Origin of the sequence: Mycolicibacterium aromaticivorans JS19b1 = JCM 16368 (assembly GCF_000559085.1) — a bacterium.
GTDB lineage: Bacteria > Actinomycetota > Actinomycetes > Mycobacteriales > Mycobacteriaceae > Mycobacterium > Mycobacterium aromaticivorans.
In genome coordinates this window covers 178,261-195,637 of the sequence record NZ_JALN02000002.1, presented here as the reverse complement: position 1 = coordinate 195,637, position 17,377 = coordinate 178,261, and the positions used below count along the sequence as shown (strand labels likewise).

The 17,377-nt window shown below is 65.7% G+C and carries 12 protein-coding genes and 2 pseudogenes; 4 read left to right on the top strand and 10 right to left on the bottom strand.

Annotated features, from left to right (window positions below; genetic code table 11):
- Window positions 1-8: 8 nt before the first annotated feature.
- Window positions 9-2,447, bottom strand: a complete 2,439-nt coding sequence (locus Y900_RS27205) for a heavy metal translocating P-type ATPase (RefSeq protein WP_036348386.1) — start codon at window positions 2,445-2,447, stop codon at window positions 9-11.
- A 312-nt stretch (window positions 2,448-2,759) separates the two neighbouring features.
- On the opposite strand from Y900_RS27205, the pseudogene Y900_RS27200 reads away from it, so the two are divergent.
- Together Y900_RS27200 and Y900_RS27195 are read left to right on the top strand one after the other, a co-directional pair.
- Window positions 2,760-2,945 (top strand): annotated as a pseudogene (locus Y900_RS27200) (heavy-metal-associated domain-containing protein); the annotation flags it as partial.
- 204 nt (window positions 2,946-3,149) lie between these two features.
- A complete protein-coding gene (locus tag Y900_RS27195) occupies window positions 3,150-5,408 on the top strand; it encodes a heavy metal translocating P-type ATPase (protein ID WP_036348383.1) in 2,259 nt (752 codons plus the stop codon).
- A gap of 141 nt (window positions 5,409-5,549) precedes the next feature.
- Here the strand turns inward: Y900_RS27195 and Y900_RS27190 are convergent, their stop codons facing one another.
- Window positions 5,550-7,265, bottom strand: coding sequence for an alpha/beta hydrolase (locus Y900_RS27190; protein WP_051660498.1), 1,716 nt, complete (start codon window positions 7,263-7,265; stop codon window positions 5,550-5,552).
- A 526-nt stretch (window positions 7,266-7,791) separates the two neighbouring features.
- On the opposite strand from Y900_RS27190, the gene Y900_RS27185 reads away from it, so the two are divergent.
- Together Y900_RS27185 and Y900_RS27180 are read left to right on the top strand one after the other, a co-directional pair.
- Window positions 7,792-8,031 (top strand): DUF2933 domain-containing protein, encoded by a 240-nt coding sequence (locus tag Y900_RS27185; protein ID WP_036348380.1) that lies wholly within the window; start codon window positions 7,792-7,794, stop codon window positions 8,029-8,031.
- Window positions 8,032-8,227: 196 nt separating this feature from the next.
- Window positions 8,228-8,501 (top strand): annotated as a pseudogene (locus tag Y900_RS27180) (transposase); the annotation flags it as partial.
- Between the two features lie 791 nt (window positions 8,502-9,292).
- On the opposite strand, the gene Y900_RS27170 reads toward Y900_RS27180, so the two are convergent.
- The 8 genes from Y900_RS27170 to Y900_RS27135 all read right to left on the bottom strand — a co-directional run bounded on the left by Y900_RS27170 (window position 9,293) and on the right by Y900_RS27135 (window position 17,348).
- Window positions 9,293-10,231 carry a Gfo/Idh/MocA family protein gene (locus tag Y900_RS27170; protein WP_237752779.1) on the bottom strand — a complete coding sequence of 313 codons (939 nt, stop codon included), beginning with the start codon at window positions 10,229-10,231 and terminating at the stop codon, window positions 9,293-9,295.
- Between the two features lie 163 nt (window positions 10,232-10,394).
- Window positions 10,395-11,492, bottom strand: coding sequence for a lysylphosphatidylglycerol synthase transmembrane domain-containing protein (locus Y900_RS27165; RefSeq protein ID WP_237752742.1), 1,098 nt, complete (start codon window positions 11,490-11,492; stop codon window positions 10,395-10,397).
- Between the two features lie 144 nt (window positions 11,493-11,636).
- Window positions 11,637-11,825, bottom strand: a complete 189-nt coding sequence (locus Y900_RS33790; RefSeq protein ID WP_109751274.1) for a 4Fe-4S binding protein — start codon at window positions 11,823-11,825, stop codon at window positions 11,637-11,639.
- A gap of 10 nt (window positions 11,826-11,835) precedes the next feature.
- A complete protein-coding gene (gene ripB / locus Y900_RS27160) occupies window positions 11,836-12,531 on the bottom strand; it encodes an NlpC/P60 family peptidoglycan endopeptidase RipB (protein ID WP_036348370.1) in 696 nt (231 codons plus the stop codon).
- Window positions 12,532-13,002: 471 nt separating this feature from the next.
- Window positions 13,003-13,611 (bottom strand): class I SAM-dependent methyltransferase, encoded by a 609-nt coding sequence (locus tag Y900_RS27150; protein ID WP_036348364.1) that lies wholly within the window; start codon window positions 13,609-13,611, stop codon window positions 13,003-13,005.
- A 709-nt stretch (window positions 13,612-14,320) separates the two neighbouring features.
- The gene (locus Y900_RS27145) at window positions 14,321-14,839 is read right to left on the bottom strand and encodes a pyridoxamine 5'-phosphate oxidase family protein (RefSeq protein ID WP_036348928.1); all 519 of its coding nucleotides are present in this window, start codon (window positions 14,837-14,839) and stop codon (window positions 14,321-14,323) included.
- Window positions 14,840-15,264: 425 nt separating this feature from the next.
- Entirely contained in the window at window positions 15,265-16,761 is a 1,497-nt protein-coding gene (locus tag Y900_RS27140) for an ABC transporter permease (protein WP_036348926.1), read from the bottom strand.
- Window positions 16,758-17,348: an ATP-binding cassette domain-containing protein gene (locus Y900_RS27135; protein ID WP_036348924.1), complete on the bottom strand. Its 591-nt coding sequence runs from the start codon at window positions 17,346-17,348 to the stop codon at window positions 16,758-16,760. Before Y900_RS27135 ends, Y900_RS27140 begins: the two co-directional genes overlap by 4 nt.
- Window positions 17,349-17,377: the final 29 nt, after the last annotated feature.

The window sequence follows — 17,377 nt, the reverse complement described above, 5'->3', positions numbered from 1 at the left end:
AGCGCGCCTTACCGTGGGCCGGTGGGTGAGGGTGTGGGGGCGGGAGTCTGTGGGCTCGGCTGGGGTTGTGGTGGGGCGGGCAGCTTGAGTCGTTTGAGCATCAGGGCGTTGACCGCGACGATGAGGCTGGAGCCCGACATCGACAGGGCGGCGATTTCCGGGCGCAGCACCAGACCCAGCGACGGCTCGAAGACTCCGGCGGCGATGGGCAGGGCGATGACGTTGTAGCCGACCGCCCAGCCCAGGTTCTGCCGCATTTTGCGCAGGGTGCCTCGCCCGATACGCAGCGCGATCGGCACGTCTAGGGGGTCGGAGCGCATCAGCACCAGGTCTGCGGTTTCGATCGCGACGTCGGTGCCGGCGCCGATCGCGATGCCCAGGTCGGCTTGCGCCAGGGCCGGAGCGTCGTTGACGCCGTCGCCGACCATCGCGACCTTTTTGCCTGAACGCTGCAATTCGGCGATCTTGGTGGCCTTGTCGCCGGGCAGCACTTCGGCGATGACGGTGTCGATGCCGAGCTGTCCGGCGATGCGTTGGGCCGTCGCTTGATTGTCGCCGCTGAGCATGACCACTTCGACGTCTAAGTCATGCAGTGCGGAGACCGCAGCGGCGGAGGTTTCCCGGGCGGCATCGGCCAGCGCGATGACCCCAACGCCTCGGCCGTCGACGGCGACGAGCACCGCGGTCCGGCCGGTCGAGGCGAGCTCGTCCCGTCGTGCCATCAGTGCACCGAAGTCGACGTTTTCGGCGACCATCAGCTTGCGGTTGCCGACCGCGACACGGCGTCCCTGGACCTGGGCGGTCGCGCCGTGCCCGGGCACGTTGCGGAATCCGTCCAGCGTCAGCCGCGCCAGGCCGCGGTCATCGGCGTAGCGGACGATCGCGCCGGCCAGGGGGTGCTCGGACTCGCGTTCGACCGCGGCGACCAGCGCCAGCACCTCGTCCTCGCCGATGCCCTCGGCGACGACGTCGGTGACCTCCGGCTCGCCCTTGGTGAGCGTGCCAGTTTTGTCCATCACCACGGTGTCGATGCGCGCCGAGGTTTCCAGAGCGGTTGCGTTCTTGAACAGTACGCCGCGCTTTGCCCCCAGGCCGGTGCCGACCATGATCGCGGTCGGGGTGGCCAGCCCCAGTGCGTCGGGGCAGGTGATCACCACGACGGTGATCGCGAACAGCAGCGCCGTCTGCACACTGTCGCCGACCAGCCACCACACGAGGAATGTCCCCGTGCCGCCGATCAGTGCGACCAGGACCAGCCAGAACGCGGCCCGGTCGGCGAACCGCTGGCCGGGGGCTTTGGAGTTCTGGGCTTCTTGCACCATGGCCACGATCTGGGCGAGCACGGTGTCGGAGCCCACCTTGGTGGCGCGCACCCGCAGCGTTCCGGTGGTGTTGATCGAGGCGCCGATCACGTGGGAGCCGGCCTCTTTGGTGACCGGTAGGCTCTCCCCGGTCACCATCGACTCGTCCACTTCGGAATTGCCGTCCTCGACCGTGCCGTCGACCGGGATCTTTCCGCCCGGGCGGATGAGCAGCAGATCTCCAACGACAACGTCGGCCGTCGGGATTTCGACAGGCTCACCATCGCGCAGCACCACCGCCATCGGCGGGGCCAGCTGCAGCAGAGTACGGATGGCGTCGTTCGCGCCGCCGCGGGCACGCATCTCGAACCAGTGCCCGAGCAGCACGAACGTGGTCAGCACGGTGGCGGCCTCGTAGAACACCTCGCCGCCACCGGTCAGTGTCACCACGACGCTGTAGAGCCAGCCGGCTCCCACTGCGACGGCGACGAGCACCATCATGTCCAGCGTCCGCGCCTTGAGCGCCCTGTAGGCGCCGTCGAAGAAGATCCACGCCGAGTAGAAGATGACCGGCAGGCTCAGGATCAGGGTGAACACGTCATCGCGCAGCCCGAACGGCGCCGGCACCGTGAACCCGAACATGTCGCGACCCATCGGCGACCACAGCATGATCGGGATCGACAACACCAGTGCCACCAGGAAGCGGTTGCGCATGTCGCGGACCATCGCGTCCATCGACATCCCGCCGTGGCCGCCGCCGTGGCCCATCATTTCCTGAGGCGAGCGCCCGGCCGGCACCGCGTGCCCAGCGGGCATGTCGTGCACCGCGTGCCCGTCGGCTGGCGCTAGGGCGGCGGCAGTGGGGGCATGGCGAACCGCCGAACCCGTACCAGTCGGTTCCGACATCGGGTCGCAGACGTGATCGGGCACGGAACGGCCGGCACAGTGATAGCCGCAGTCGCGCACCCACTTCGACAGTTCGGCGACCGACGTCCGGTCGGGGTCATAGGTGACAGTGGCGGTCTGGTTGACAGCGTTGGCCGCAACAGCGAAGACGCCCGGGCGGCGCAGCAGCGTGGCCTCCACCGCTGACGCCGAACTGGCCCAGTTCAGGCCGCCCACTTCGAGAACGGTGGTTTGGTTCATCGGCGGTGGCGCCCTTTCGTGGTGAGGGCGAGATCGTATTTGTTGGTCATCGCTCCTCGATTCTGTTACCCGCGTTGACCTCGTTGAGCCGACTAACCGGATCCCGTCCAAGCCTGCGCCCAGCCGCCGCATCTTCGTTAGTGATCCGGTGAAGATTCGATGAAGAAGTCGGCAGACATTACGCGGGCGTGCGAGTGATGCGCAGACCTGACGCCGTCGCGTCGGTGCCGAAAGGCCCTAGATACTTATACCCCGCAGGGGTATATAGTGACAAGGTGCTCGTGTGAGCGCATTGGAGAAAGGGTGGAGACGATGACTGTCACCACATACAAAGTCCAGGGCATGACGTGCGGGCACTGCGTGTCGACGGTGAAGGCTGCTGTGGCTTCGGTGCCCGGAGCGCAGGACGTGGAGGTTGACCTGGCGACGGGCACCGTGACCGTCACCCGTGCGCCGTCGGAACAAGCTGTGGCGCAGGCAATCTCAGAAGCAGGCTATGACGTGGTCGTGCCGGATTCGGAGCTGGTCGGCGGGAAGCCCCTACCGCTGGCGGGCGGTGGCTGCGGCTGCGGCTAAGTAAGTCACGACGCCGCCGACGAGGCGGGGGAGTCATCGTTCCTGCGGCGTGATCGTCAACCCTGACGCGAGCCCCGATGCGCAGGCATCGTCGCGTGATGTTTGAGTGGAAAGGGAATTCTGCACATGACGACCCACGTCACGTCAGCCGAGCACCCCCAGCACGATGTCGAACTCGCGATCGGCGGCATGACGTGTGCCTCGTGCGCCGCGCGGATCGAGAAGAAGCTCAACCGGATGGACGGGGTCAGCGCCACGGTCAACTTCGCCACCGAGAGAGCGAAGGTCACCTTCGCCGACACGGTGGCACCTGAGGACATCGTCGCGGCCGTCAAGGCGACCGGCTACACCGCCACCCTTCCCCGTCCGCCGCTAGCGGCACCCGAGGAGCCAGCGTCCGCGGAGCCTGATGAGGCGGCCGGCTGGCGACAGCGGCTGATCGTGTCCACGGTGCTCACGGTGCCGGTCGTGGCGTTGTCGATGATCCCGGCGCTGCAGTTCGACAACTGGCAGTGGCTGACGCTGACCTTGGCCTCGCCCGTAGTGGTGTGGGGGGCATTGCCGTTTCACCGGGCGGCATGGACGAACCTTCGTCACGGCGCTGCCACGATGGACACCCTGATCTCGGTCGGCGTCATGGCCGCATACCTGTGGTCGCTGTGGGCGCTGTTCTTCACCCACGCCGGCATGACGGGCATGACAATGACGTTCGACCTGCTGACCAGGGGCAACGCCGAGCCGCACATTTACCTCGAAGTCGCCTCTGCGGTCACCACGTTCATCCTTGCCGGCCGGTATTTCGAGGCCCGCGCCAAGCGGCAGTCCGGCGCGGCGCTGCGCGCGCTGCTCGATTTGGGCGTCAAAGATGTCGCCGTGCTGCGCGAGGGATCGACCGAAACCCGTATCCCCATCAGCCAACTCGCTGTCGGCGACGAGTTCGTCATCCGGCCCGGGGAGAAGATCGCCACTGACGGAGTCGTCATCGCGGGCACCTCCGCGGTCGACGCGTCGATGCTGACCGGCGAACCGGTCCCCGTTGAGGTCGGCCCCGGCGACAGCGTCGTCGGTGCCACCGTCAACGCCGGCGGGCGGATCGTCGTGCGCGCCACCCGCGTCGGCGCCGACACTCAACTGGCGCAGATGGCACGGTTGGTCAGCGATGCACAGAACGGCAAGGCGCAGGTGCAGCGCCTCGCTGACCGGGTCTCGGCGGTGTTTGTGCCCATCGTGATCGGGCTGGCGCTGCTCACCCTGGCCGGCTGGCTGGTGACCGGACATTCGGTGACCGCGGCATTCACCGCCGCCGTCGCGGTGCTGATCATCGCCTGCCCGTGCGCGCTGGGCCTGGCCACACCGACCGCGCTGCTCGTCGGCACCGGCCGCGGTGCCCAACTCGGCATTCTGATCAAGGGCCCGCAGATCCTCGAGTCAACGCGGCGTATCGACACGATCGTGCTGGACAAGACCGGCACCGTCACCACCGGCCGGATGGCCGTGGCCTCGGTGCACGTCGCCGACGGTGAGTCCGATGCGCAGGCGCTGCGACTGTCGGGTGCTCTCGAGCACGCCTCCGAACATCCGATCGGTCAGGCCATCGCCGCGCATGCCGCCGGGCTGGGCGCGCTGTGCGACGTCGAGGGCTTCGAGAACCATGGCGGCCAAGGTGTTTCCGGTGTTGTGGACGGCCACGCCGTCCTCGCCGGGCGGTACAGCTGGCTGCGCGAACAGTGGGCGCTCACTGCCCCCGAACGGCTACAGCGGGTTGTCGACGAGGCGGAGACACAGGGCCGCACCCCGGTGTGGATCGCGTGGGACGGCGCGATCCGGGCGGTGATCGTCGTCTCCGACACTGTGAAGGACACCTCGGTGGCGGCGATCGGCGAACTGCGCGGCCTCGGTCTGCGTCCGGTGTTGCTCACCGGTGACAATTACCGGGCCGCCCGCAGCGTCGCCGATCAGGTCAACATCGATGAGGTCGTCGCCGAGGTTCTGCCCGCCCAGAAGGTCGACATCATCAAGAAACTGCAGTGCGAGGGTCGAGTCGTGGCGATGGTCGGCGACGGCGTCAACGACGCTGCCGCGCTGGCGCAGGCCGACCTCGGCTTGGCCATGGGCACCGGCACCGACGTCGCGATCGAAGCCTCCGACATCACCCTGGTACGGGGTGACCTGCGCGCCGCACCGGACGCCATCCGCCTGGCGCGTGCCACTTTGCGCACGATCAAGGGCAACCTGTTTTGGGCGTTCGCCTACAACGTCGCGGCACTGCCTTTGGCGGCCGCCGGTCTGCTCAACCCGTTGATCGCCGGCGCGGCGATGGCCTTCAGTTCGGCGTTCGTGGTGAGCAACAGTCTGCGGCTACGGCGTTTCACACCCAGCCGATAGCGATTAGCCGGCGCTAGAACGTGTTACGACCGGTAGGAGTAAGTCTGTACATTTCCGGCGATGGTGTTCCACTGCGCGACGGCGGCTGCTACTACGCACGACGGTGCAAGGCGGCACGCGTGCGCTTGGCCGATCTGTGACTCAGCGGTTCGGCGGCATCACCGCAACGGCTTCTGAGATCCGCTGGGTGTCGGCTGGCGTCCAGCCCGGTGGCGCGGCAACCGCGGCCAGCGCGTAGGGAATCAGGTCGTCGTAGTTGTGCCCGTACCCCGGTGGTTGTGATTGTGCCCGCATGAGATCGGCGGTTACCTGCCAGAACGTCACGATCGGGTACCATCGCATCGCGCCGATCCGGTCGGGTCCGGGCGCTTCGGCCAGCCAGTCCGGCCGCGACCACAGCAGCTTGGGGCTCCACCACACGATGGGGTCGGATGCGTGCTGCAGGTACAACACGTGTGGTTGCGGCCACGGCCCGGCGGTCGTGTGCGGCGAATTCGTTTCCGCCACAGCAAGGTTGTTCCTGTTCGACGCAAACCTGGCGATGAGTCCTCCGGCGTAGGTGGGCAGAACCTCGGGAGTGCCGGGGTCGCGTCGGTCCTCAATGTCGCGCCAGAGGCGGTTGGAGTTCGGTGGTCCCACAAACAGGGCTCCGTCGACCGATCGGCGTAGGTCCGGGAGATCGCCGTAGGCGGCCTCCGCCGACTGGGACCCGAGGCTTTCGCCAAAGATCACCAGACGGGGACGTCTGCTCTCGGGCATCATTGACCACCGCTGATGAACGGCGTTGATCAGCGCTTCGCCCGCTGCCGCGGCGGCGGAGCGGTCGACGAGGAAGGAAATCCAGCTGGGCAAAAACGAGTACTGCATCGCCGCGATGGCCGAGTTGCCGTTGTACATCAATTCAATAGACTCGGCTGCGACTGGATTGACCCAGCCAGTTCCGGTGGTACCGACCACGACGAGGATCTGCCGCTCCCAGGCTTTGGTGCGATCAAGCTCATCGAGGATCATCTTCACCCGGGCCGCAGTGTCCGGTGCGGACTGCAAACCGGCGTAGACCCGAATTGGTTCGCGCGCTGGGGCACCGTTGATTTTGGCGAGTTCTGCCGACCTCAGGCCGCCGTCGACGAATGAACGGCCCTGCAGGCCCAGCGTGTTCCATCTCGCCGCCGACGCCGGGCTGCCGGAACGTTCGGCTTCAGCCGGCTGAACAACCCCCTGTTGCGTGCTGTTGTTCAGCGCCCCGAAGACGCGGCGGGCGGCCTCGGAACTTCCGGTCAGAAGGACTTCGTTGACGAACAGCGCGACAGCGACGGCCACCACGACCGGCGCGAACGCATGTGCCAGGGTGGTGGGCATATGGAGGCGTTCGCTGAGCAGTCGCGCAATCCGACGCGCTACCCGCCGCAGCCCGCGGGAGAGCACAAGTACGGTCACGAAGATCGCGACGCTGATAAGTCCGGTGCGCAGATACGCAACGGTGACCATCGGCGGCATCCCCATGAGTGTGTCGATATCGCGCTGCCAGTTCCCGGCGACGAGCAGCGTGGCCACTACCGTGGTCGGAGCCAGGACGACGCCGACGACGTCTGCGACAACCTGGAACGTTCGTTGCTGCGAGCACCACAAGACCAGTGGCTCAATCCACCGGCGCACCGGGAAAACGACCAGTAGGCCAGCACCGTAGCCCGTTACGCTCGTGATGCCGCTGACAATGCCCTGGAACAACCAATCCCTTGGCAGCAGCGACGGACTTAGACTCCACGCGAAGAAAAACAATGCGAACGCCAAACCGAACAGATCCAACCCGACGACCGTGATAGAGCCCCGTTTGCTGCCCGCGCCCTCCGACTGCACCGGTGCAGGACACGGGGAAGCGTTCACCCGCCGACCCTAACCGGTGGGTGGTCGCGATGGACCAATCCGAGAACCCGGTAGCCAAAGCGGCACGGGGCCACCGGGGTGAGGTGGGGTACCGTCACGGCGTCGGCACGGAGGTTCACCTGGCGATCCCATGCCAACCGCCCCGGCCCACCGGGCGATCGGGGGAGTTGGAGGCCGACCTTCGTCATATAACGGCAACACGGTGGTCTGCAGGCATGGTGGGTGGTGTTGGTGGCCTTCGCCTTTGCGGTGATGGCAGATCCGGTGGCCTATGCGATCGAGCGCTTCGGCGGCGTCGGCCGCCTCAGTTGTCAATGCCAGCCGGCCCGCGTCGCGCCACACCCGAGCCGGGGCCGCCCACGCGGAACGAGAGCAGTAGTTTCAGCGGCCAACTACTAGGTTGCATAGGACTTTGGGTGGCGATCGAGGTGACCTGATGCCCTAGCGTCGGGCGGCTGGCGCGCTCACCATTAGAAGCAACTCCCGGAAGGACATCATCATGAAGCGCCAACACCTGCCGTTGTATGCACTCGCCGCCGCCATCGTCGTCGTCGGATTGGCGTTCACCGGAGTTCCCATCTCGTCGCTCCTCATCATCGGCCTCGTCATCCTGGTCTGCCCACTGATGATGATGTTTATGATGGGCGGCATGCATGGCGGGCACGGGGGATCCGGACGCGACAACTCCGGCTCGGATGACCGCGACCACGATCACCGACCCACCGCCGGGCACCCCTAATCGGGACATGTGTGCGGATGAGGTTGTGCAGCAACTTGTCTGACCGGCCGCTGGGGGCCATGAGCCCGTCGCTCGAAAGTCGACCCCGCCTAGTTACTTCGACCTAAAGATTCGGAGCGTGGCGGTGGCTGAGTTGGATGTCGTTTGACGAGATGATGGCCTCGAACCCCTAGGCAAGAGGGGATCGACGCCATCGTTGCTCAGAACTGTGAATGACCAGTTGTCCTTGTGGGATGCAATATTGCCGTCGGAGCTGCTGGTGTTGCCGGCCGAATTGGCTCGGGTGGACCACGCTGCTGGACGATCCGGTGTTGTTCGCTCGGTTCGTGTCGCATTTCGATGCTCGGCTCGGGCGTCGTTGGGTCCCGGTGGAGATCTGCCTGCGGATGATGTCTTTGAAGTTCCGATACTGGCTGAGCTACGAGTCGTTGTGCCGGGAGGTAGGCGATTCGATTTCCTGGCAACGGTTTTGAAAATCCGTATGCGTGCGGGCCCAACCCCTACTTCCAGCCTGAGCACGCCGCCACGCTGATCGTCTACGCAGACTTCGCGTTGGCGGACTCGACCTGCGGTCCATCGCCGCTGTGCACTGTCGCCGCACCGGCCGTACGGCGGAGGTCCACAAACGCCGCGGTCCTGGAGGGTGGCGGTGGCTTTCGATGAGCAGACCGGCCTGAGAAGGTGTAGTCCGAACGCGGTTGCCTGCGTGCCTCGGTATCCCCCGAACCGACCCCGGTCCCGGCCTGATCCCGAGCGCCAGCGGCGACCGGCATCTCCGCGAAATCACCGCCCCCGCTGCCGAGGTGCGCAGCGGTTATCTTCGTGCGGGCATGATCCACCTGGACGGTCGTATCGGTCTGAAACATTGCTGCCCATCGGGGTGCCCCATTGCTGCCCATCGGGGTGAACATGGACGCTGCGCTTGATCTTCACTGGCCAGCGACCGTTGATTGCGGCGGCGCAGGCGCGACCTCGGGTGGGCGTGCATGCTGCTAAAAATATGATCGATCTTGGCAAAGGCGGCACTTTAGGGCGCCCCATATCCCCGTTGCCGACGTGCTGGTTGCTGATGATGAACGAGACTTCGGTAGAACGCGCGTTGTAGATTAACGACTGCGATTGCCCTCAGCCTTGATTGACTGCTGCGGGCGGGAGCATTGCTCGATCCGGGGCTGCTCGACTGACACGAAGCGTTCGCGGTGAGGTGGCTCGCTGTGATCGCTCGGGTGACCAACCCACCGGGGACAGCTGTCTCGTACGCTCAGCTGGGCTCGCGCAGCGACAGGCCGGCAGTGCGATAAATTGCGTCGATGACGGTCATGTTCTCGACCGCGTCCTGCGGCGTCGTTTTGACTGATTCGTCGCGCAGCACCGCTGCGGCGAATGCGTCGAGTTGGTAGGCGTAAGACGCTCGGCGCGAAAACCGCTCCACGCGTTTGCCGTTGGCTGATCGGATGGAGAGCCGGTGGAAGAGCTGAGGCATGAAGGGATTGATCACCCGCAGCTCACCGCGGTCACCGACCACCTTGGCGCTCATCTGCAGGAGGTGCGCCGACCACATCGAGCAGTGGATCCGGCCGGTGGGCCCGCCTGGAAACTGCAACTCCGCCGTCATGGCCCGGTCGACATTCTTCTCGCGCAACTTCGCTTGTGCCCAAAGGACTTCCGGGGTTCCGCCGCCGAACGTGCGAGCCATGTGCACCGCGTAGCAGCCGGCGTCCATCGTCGCACCGCCGGCGAGCGAGTAGTTGTAGCGGATATCGGACGACATCGGCAGGGGATAGCACAACGTCGCCTCGACGCGCTCGAGCTTGCCGAGTTCGCCCGAGGCGATGATCTGCTCAATTCGTAGAAACAGCGGGTGGTAGCGGTAATGGAACGCCTCCATCACCACCCGATCGGACGTTGCAGCGAGTTCGGCTACCTGACCCGCTTCGGCGGCGTTGGCGGTGAACGGTTTTTCGCAGAGCACGTGCTTGCCGGTTGCCAGTGCGGCTCGGGTCCAGCGCCCGTGCAAGCTGTTCGGCAGCGGGACGTAGATAGCTTCTAGCTCCGGGTCGGCGATCAGTGCCTCGTAGCTCTCGTGCACCCGCGCGATGTCGTGTTTGGCGGCGAAGGCATGTGCACGTGAGGTGTCGCGTGCGGCTACTGCGGCGACCACGACCTCGTCGCTTGTTGAGGCCGGCTTGATCAGCGCCATTGGTGCGACGCGCGCCGCGCCGAGGATGCCGATGCGCAGCGGGGTGGCCTCGTTTGCGGTCACGGACCGACGTTAGCACTGGTCGCGACTCGGGCGATGTCGCCACAAATCGGAGGCGACGAAGACCGTCGCCGCGGCCGGGTTGGTGGCGTTCGCCGGGCGCTCAGACGTCGTCCGCGGCGCGCTTCGGTTCGGCGTCGGTGCCGCCTCCGTCAGCGGGATCCGGGTCGATTTGGCTTTCGGTGCGGAACAGGACGAAGAACAGCACCCAGCCGATGGCGGCGATGAACAGCCAGCTGATGATCCGGTAAATCAGCATCGCCGAAATCGCGTGGTGCGCCGACATGCCGCTGGACACTAGGCCGGGGACCAGTACTGCCTCAACGACGAGCAGGCCACCGGGCATCAGTGGGATCGATCCGACCGCGCGGGCTGCGGCGTAGGCGACGGTCAATCCGGCCAGCGACGGCACACCGCCGGCGGCCCACGCGGCAAACAATAGGCACACCACGTCTGCGACCCAGTTGAGCATCGACCAGCCGAACGCAGCGCCGAGCTCGCGGCGGCTCAGATGGACCGCCTTAAGTTGGCTGAGTGTTTCGTGCCATCGATGCACTCCGTGGTCGGGCGGTTTCGCGCGCAATGCGTTGATGGATGCCAGGACGTGTACCCCGACCCCGTCAATCAGGTCGGGGCGTGACGCGACGGCTTGGGCAAGCACGATCAACGCGACAAAGCCTCCAAGGGTGAAAATCAGCGAAAACGGGTTGCTCCTTGCGCCGAGTAGAAACGCCCCAGCTAACCCGAGAAACGCCAGGCCGACAACCTGCAGCACGCCCGCGATCACCAGCTGCCACGACGCAACCACGGGCGAGGCGCCCCACCTGCGCTGCTGACGGTAGATGAAGGTTGCCGACAACACCGGACCGCCTGGAAGCGTGGCGCTCAACGCGTTACCCGCGTAATAGGCTGCCTCCGAGCGCCATTGCTTTACCTTCACACCCGCCGAGCGCAACAGCGTGCGCTGAATTTGGGCGAAGCTGTGCATCGACGCCAGTGCGGCGAACACGGCGGCCAACACCCACCACCATTTGGCGGTGAACACGCTGCGCCACGCGCGCGCCAACTGGTCCCACACCAGTACGAGTTCGATGCCGACCACCGCAACGGTGATGCCCAGGATCACCCAGCGCAGCTGCCAGTACCTTCCCTGCGGGCGCCCTTCGCGAGTGGTGTGGCTGGGTGGCACATCACGGGACACGGGGTTGCACATTTTTCGTCGGCAGGAGTGTGTCAACGCGGAATGGGCGAAATAGGTGGCGTTTGCGCTCAATGGCACTGCGCCGGTAGTGAACTACCACGGTCGTCTGTCGCGTCACCATAGAAGTTCCTGTGAACAAGCGGATCAAGTTTGCTCGGGGTTCATTTCAATGGCGCCGCTCGGACATTCCGCGATGCAGATGCCGCAGCCATCCCAGTAATCGTAGTCGATGGCGTAACGGTTTCCGGGTCGAGCTTGGGGCGGATGGCTGTGGGGATCGATCGCGCAGTCCGCCCTTCGGCGTGCTGGGAACCGTGAGCCCGTGCGCTGCACGACGCGTGACTCAGCTCTCGATAACTCGGGTCACGTATGGCGTCATCCCGTTGGTGCGCACCGGCGAGATCGTCACGGGTACACCGTTTTGTTGAGCTTCGAGCATCTGTCCTCCGCCGAGATAGAGGGCCTCGTGCTGACTGCCGCCGGGACCCCAGAACAGCAGGTCACCGCGTTTGGCTTGTGAGGGTGGAACGTGGCGGCCCGCGGTGTATTGATCACCGGAGAAGCGAGGAAGCAGCACGCCGACGCCAGCGAATGCATATCGTGTCAGACCGGAGCAGTCGAACCCTACGGTCTCTGCGCCGTCGTCGACCCCTTGGCTGGGGCCGGTAAGGCTGCCTCCACCCCACGAGTAGGGCACACCCATCTGCGAGCCCGCTCGCCGAATCACGTACTCGATGGCCTGCGTACCGTTCACTCGATTGATCCGCCCGGTGACGCTGGTCGTGTTCCCGGCAACGCCCAGACCGGCGAGGAACTTGCGGCCGAGATCCACAGCGGTCTGGGTGGCGAGGCTGCTGGCCTGCAATGATGCATTCGCGACTGCGAGCGGGTCGCCGGGCGCACCGGCGCTGACTGCCTTTGGAAGCGTCGGATCCCACTGGTTCACGTCGGCGCTGGCGGCCGCGGGACCTGCGATGCCCAGCAGCAGCCCGACAAGCCCGAGAATCAGCCCGGCGCGAAAGATACCGATCACGACCATTCCTAGTCGATTGTGTCGATGACCTACGGAGGAGATCCGTACGTAGTTCCGACCGTATGTCACCTGAGCCTCGTTAGTAAACACCAGCCACAAAGGTAACGTCCGTAATGTAATCAAACAGTGCCTGATTTTTCAGGTACCACGTCGTCGGCAGGTCGGCAGGTCGGCTGGCCCGGTTTTGGGGTTCGTGTTGCCGGTTTGGCGCGCGTAGCCGAACGGTTGAAGATCCTGAAGGGCCAGAATGCGGTGATTGCCGTCAATGCGCTTCGCTGCGCCGCCAGACTTCCGCACCGAAGTGGTGACCTGACCCACCGAGGACGTCTGAGCACGGTCAGCGGTGAGACCGCTGTGTTTTGACCCGGTTGACGTCGGTCCGGGTCATGGCGATTGAACGTTTATGGTGCTGTTCATCGCGTGCGCCGACGGACCCGGCCGGCGTGGTGCAGGCACACGCCTCGGCTCCTCAATCTCTTAGGGTGCCGGTTCGGTTTTTCGTACCGCTCCGACAAACACCATGCCACCGAGGTGGCGCTCGATCTCGCCGCTGCCGTGAAGGCCGTTGCGCGCCAATTCGTCTGCGAAATCCCCCGGCTGAAAACGATTTTCGTGGGGATGCACGGTGAAGGTCCGAAACGCCCAAGTATCGAGCATTTCGCGCGGCACCTCTTCAAACAAGACCAGCCCGCCAGGGCGTAGCACCCGGGCGATCTCCGCCACCGCCTGCTGCCAGTCCGGGACGTGGTGAATGATCCCAAAGTCCACGACCGCGTCAACGCTCGCGGTGGGCTGCGCGATCTCGCACACATCGCCGACCGACAGTTGTACCGGCCGGCCGTGCAATCGCCTTTGCGCCAGTTCCACCATGGATTCGTCCAGGTCAAACGCCGCGACCCATGCAGCACCGAGTCGATCGAGGATTACTTCAGCGCCTACACCTCGCCCGCAGCCAACTTCGAGGACCTGTTGGCCCGACAACCCGCCCCCGGACAACCGGCGGAACCAAGCCGCCTCACGGTGGTGTTGATGCGCGGCGCGGACGGGGTTGTTCATCGCGGCGCGCTCGAACGCATTGAGCTTCATTGTCCCTCCTCGACCAGCTGGTCTCGACAGAAGCCGTACATACCCTACAGGGGTATACCGCGGGAGGGCAATGTCGCCCGCATTAACGGTTGTGAGGCACTCGCATGCCGCACCTGATGAGCACTGCGGCCCTCTACTGTCTTCCTTCGTACTAATCAGGACAGTAGGTTCGCGGGGAGGTCGCAGCGCCGGCGGTAGCCATTCACTGCCGCGGACGGTCTTGCGGTTAACCGATTGCTTCGGCGTCCAGCGCGGTGGTGCGACGCCTGTGGTTACCCACGCCAGAAGTCCAAGACTGGAGGTCGGCAATGTCGCGCTGAGCCAGGACAGCTCGCGCCGCCCTGGGCGCCGCCGGTCTGGCTTCGACCAATGCGTCCGCGCTGGGCCAGCCGGTTCAGGCACCGCGCGAACGGGCCGCCGAGCTGCCGGCGCCACGTGCACCCCGTCCTCCGGTGGACCCGCCTGGGGCTCATTCTGCGTTTCCCGGGGCGCTGGCCCGCGCCCAGGCGGCTGATCTGTTGACTCCCCGGGTCGGCGAGCCACCGTTTGGAGCGCCGTCATTCGATCCTCCTTCCAACGGTGCGACCGTTGGGGTGGCGAAGCCGATCCTGATTAAGTTCCAGTCGCCCGTCACCTACGGTGTGCTGGCCGAATCGGCTCTAACCGGACGTTTCTACTCGTTTGTCCTGGGAACGGCCTGAATTCGGGGTCAGTCGACGACGGCTGGTTGGACGACGGTGGCCGCGCCGGATTCCATCCGGCGCCGGACCTGCCAGACAGACGATCCCACCAGGTAGGTGTGGATGGCGGGGTCCGGGGTGATCCGGATGAAGCAGATCCGCTGTTCGCCGCGGCGATGGAATTCCCGGTACGCCCGCAGGATTCGCCGCCCGAGCCAGAAGCGCTGAAAAACCCTGGTGCCCTCCTCGTCGGTCCAATCCAGCAGTTCGGCATGCCCACGCAGCTGAACGGTCGGGGGAGGAAGGAACCACATCAGCCGCCTGGTCAGCGGAACAACCACAGACACCTGCGGATTAGCGGCGATGTTTCGGGCCTTCTGCAGATGCCGGCGCGTCATCACGTAGATCACTAGTGCCGATTCCGACGTCCCATAGGTGACGCCGGCCGACGCCGGCACTCCCGCCACGTCACTACTTGACAGCACCGCGAAATGGTGTCCCCGCAGATACCCAAGCACCTTGCCGAACGTCACCGGCGGGCTTGTCACCGCGACCACCTGTACGCCACCTTTGCTGTCTACGCCGGCCACAGGGCGCCGCGGTAGAGCCCTAAGTCCTGATGCCGATCACGCCGCGCCGGCGCCTAACCTGGCCCGGGCCCCGCGGCGTGCTCCTGATGCGGGCACGTGGGCCCGCCTCGGCAGCCCCCTGCGCCCGGGTCGGTGGTCGCGCAGCCCGCCGTGTGCCCGTGGCGGCGATCAGAGGCTCGTGTTGTTCTACCGCGCAGCGGTGCTCTGCCCCTTTCACCGTGCCATGTCCCGGTTTTCGTGGCTGCAGCGGCGTCTGGGTTCGCGAGCGATCAACGTGACCGTGGTGGCCCCGCGGGGTCTGCAACGCGGCCGCTGATGGCTGACCGCGGTCGGCACTGAGCATCGGAGGCGTCGCGTCACCAGCGCATGGGCGTGATCAACAGTCATCGGTGTTGCCCACGAGACAGCACCAGCCCAGCAGCGCCCGATAAGACCACCAGCCACGCCATCGCGGCGAGCAGCGGTCCGGTCTGGTCGAAGTGCGGGGTCAAGCCGGTGTCGAACAGCACCTTGGTCCAGCCGTAGCCCGGCAGCGCCTGTGCCCAGGTCGCCGGGATGGGGCGAAGCATCGGACTTTGGGCGATACCGAGGTCGAGGAACGGCACGAGGAAGGCGACAAAGACGCCAGCCACCCGGCCGAACAGTGGGCCGATGATGACGCCGATCAGGGCGTAGGTCGCTCCTAGGCCGAGGTTGGCCGCGGCGAAGCCGACCCACTGGCGGGCGGTGAACACGGTGGCGGTCACTGCGAGCGCGGCCGCACAGATCACCACGACGGCCGCGGCGACCACACTCAGTCGGGCGGTCACAGCCACGCCGGTGTGGTAACCGGCGATGCTGAGCCGCCGGTCTCCGGCCGCCGAGTCGACCACGACGAACATGCCGGCCAGCGCGGCCAGCGATCCGACCGCGATCGGGGCCATGGTTCCGGCGTGCACTTCGGGGAACCAGAATGACTGGTTGGTGCTGATGCCGTTGTCGGTCACCGCCACGATGAGGGTACGCGCCGGGGTGGTGGCCTTGGCCAGCAGCACGAACACCGCGGGCACGATGACCAGCAGCACCAACAGCACAGGGTTGCGCCGAAGGTCGACCAGACCGAGCCGTACCGCGGTCACGAACTGGCCCGAGGGACGGTGTTTGCGACCAGCGGTGCGCGAGTTAGCCGCCAATACCGCAGCACCGGCGACCCCCGCGCCGAGAACCCAGCTCGCCGCGATACCCAGATCGCCGAGCCGCCCGCCATGGTGCGACGGTAAATCCACCATCCACAAGGTGACGAAATGTGTAGGAAAGAATCGCGATAGCAACATGTCGCCGCCGCTGCCACCGGGACCGAAGAACACGTCGACCATCCAGATGAACAAAATCACCACCGCACCGTTGACCGGGTTGGCGATCACCACACCGACGAGCGCCCCGATCGCCAGGTAGATCAGCGCGAACATCAGCGTGCCGACGACCACTCGGCCAGGGTTGTCGATACCGATACGCACCGCCAGCGCGATGAGCGCCACCGCCGACACCAGCCCGGCCAGCAGCAGACCAGTGCTTGTGCGGGCCGCGATTAACCGCACGGGTGGTAATCCGGCGACGAGCATGCGCCGGTCGGCGGCGCGCGCCGACCGGACCTGGAAGTACATCGCCAGGCTGGACAGGAATCCGGCCGCCCAGCCCGCCGTGACGGTTTCCAGTGCGGGCCCGATTTTGCCGCCCAGCAGCTCCATCGCGTCGGCCAGCGAGCGTGCTGCGACCACCACGAACACCAGCGGAACCAGCACCAGGACGATCAGGTTGACGGGATTGCGCACATAGTCGGCGATGAAGCTGCGCGTCAACAGCAATGCGGGTCGCCACTGTTCATGCTCGGCGGTGGTCATGGCGCTGCTGTTCGCCCAGCGCAAAGGCGCCCCTCACATAACTGAACGATGCGGTCGAAGCGCTGCTCATCGGCGACGAAGTGGCTGATGATTAAAACGGACCTGCCTTCGGCGCGGCGTTGGCCCACCAGGTCCCAGAACTTCAGATAGGTGTCCCAGTCGAAACCGGCGTAGGGCTCATCGAGCAGCAGCACCTGCGGATTAGCCAGCATCGCCAGCGTGAGATTCAGCTTGGCCAGGGTCCCGCCGGAGAGCCGATCGGCCCTCGTGCCGGCGTAGCGTTCAAATCCCAACGCCGCGTACAGGTCTCGGCGCGCACGCCGCTCCGCCTCATGGGTCATCCGGTAGGCGCGGGCGAATAGTTCGATGTGCTCATCACAGGTCAGCCGCTCATACACCACCGGTTGCTGCGGGCAGTAACCCAGCACTCCGGCGTGTGTCACGGTGCCGGCATCGGCGGCCAGTTCACCCACCAGGATTTTCATGATCGTCGACTTGCCCGAACCGTTTTCACCGACCAGACCGACGACTTCGCCTGGACTAAGTGTCAGATCGACGCCCTTCAGCACGCTGTGACGTTGCGACATCGGCCACATGCCCCGCCGGAACGACTTCT

What these genes read in the sequence shown, in the direction of transcription:
- ripB (WP_036348370.1), bottom strand. Translation starts at nt 12,531, where the DNA reads ATGGTCGTGATCGGTATCTTTCGCGCCGGGCTGATTCTCGGGCTTGTC.
- Y900_RS27150 (WP_036348364.1), bottom strand. Translation starts at nt 13,611, where the DNA reads ATGAAGCTCAATGCGTTCGAGCGCGCCGCGATGAACAACCCCGTCCGC.
- Y900_RS27195 (WP_036348383.1), top strand. Translation starts at nt 3,150, where the DNA reads ATGACGACCCACGTCACGTCAGCCGAGCACCCCCAGCACGATGTCGAA.
- Y900_RS27185 (WP_036348380.1), top strand. Translation starts at nt 7,792, where the DNA reads ATGAAGCGCCAACACCTGCCGTTGTATGCACTCGCCGCCGCCATCGTC.
- Y900_RS27140 (WP_036348926.1), bottom strand. Translation starts at nt 16,761, where the DNA reads ATGACCACCGCCGAGCATGAACAGTGGCGACCCGCATTGCTGTTGACG.
- Y900_RS27135 (WP_036348924.1), bottom strand. Translation starts at nt 17,348, where the DNA reads ATGTCGCAACGTCACAGCGTGCTGAAGGGCGTCGATCTGACACTTAGT.
- Y900_RS27170 (WP_237752779.1), bottom strand. Translation starts at nt 10,231, where the DNA reads ATGGCGCTGATCAAGCCGGCCTCAACAAGCGACGAGGTCGTGGTCGCC.
- Y900_RS27205 (WP_036348386.1), bottom strand. Translation starts at nt 2,447, where the DNA reads ATGAACCAAACCACCGTTCTCGAAGTGGGCGGCCTGAACTGGGCCAGT.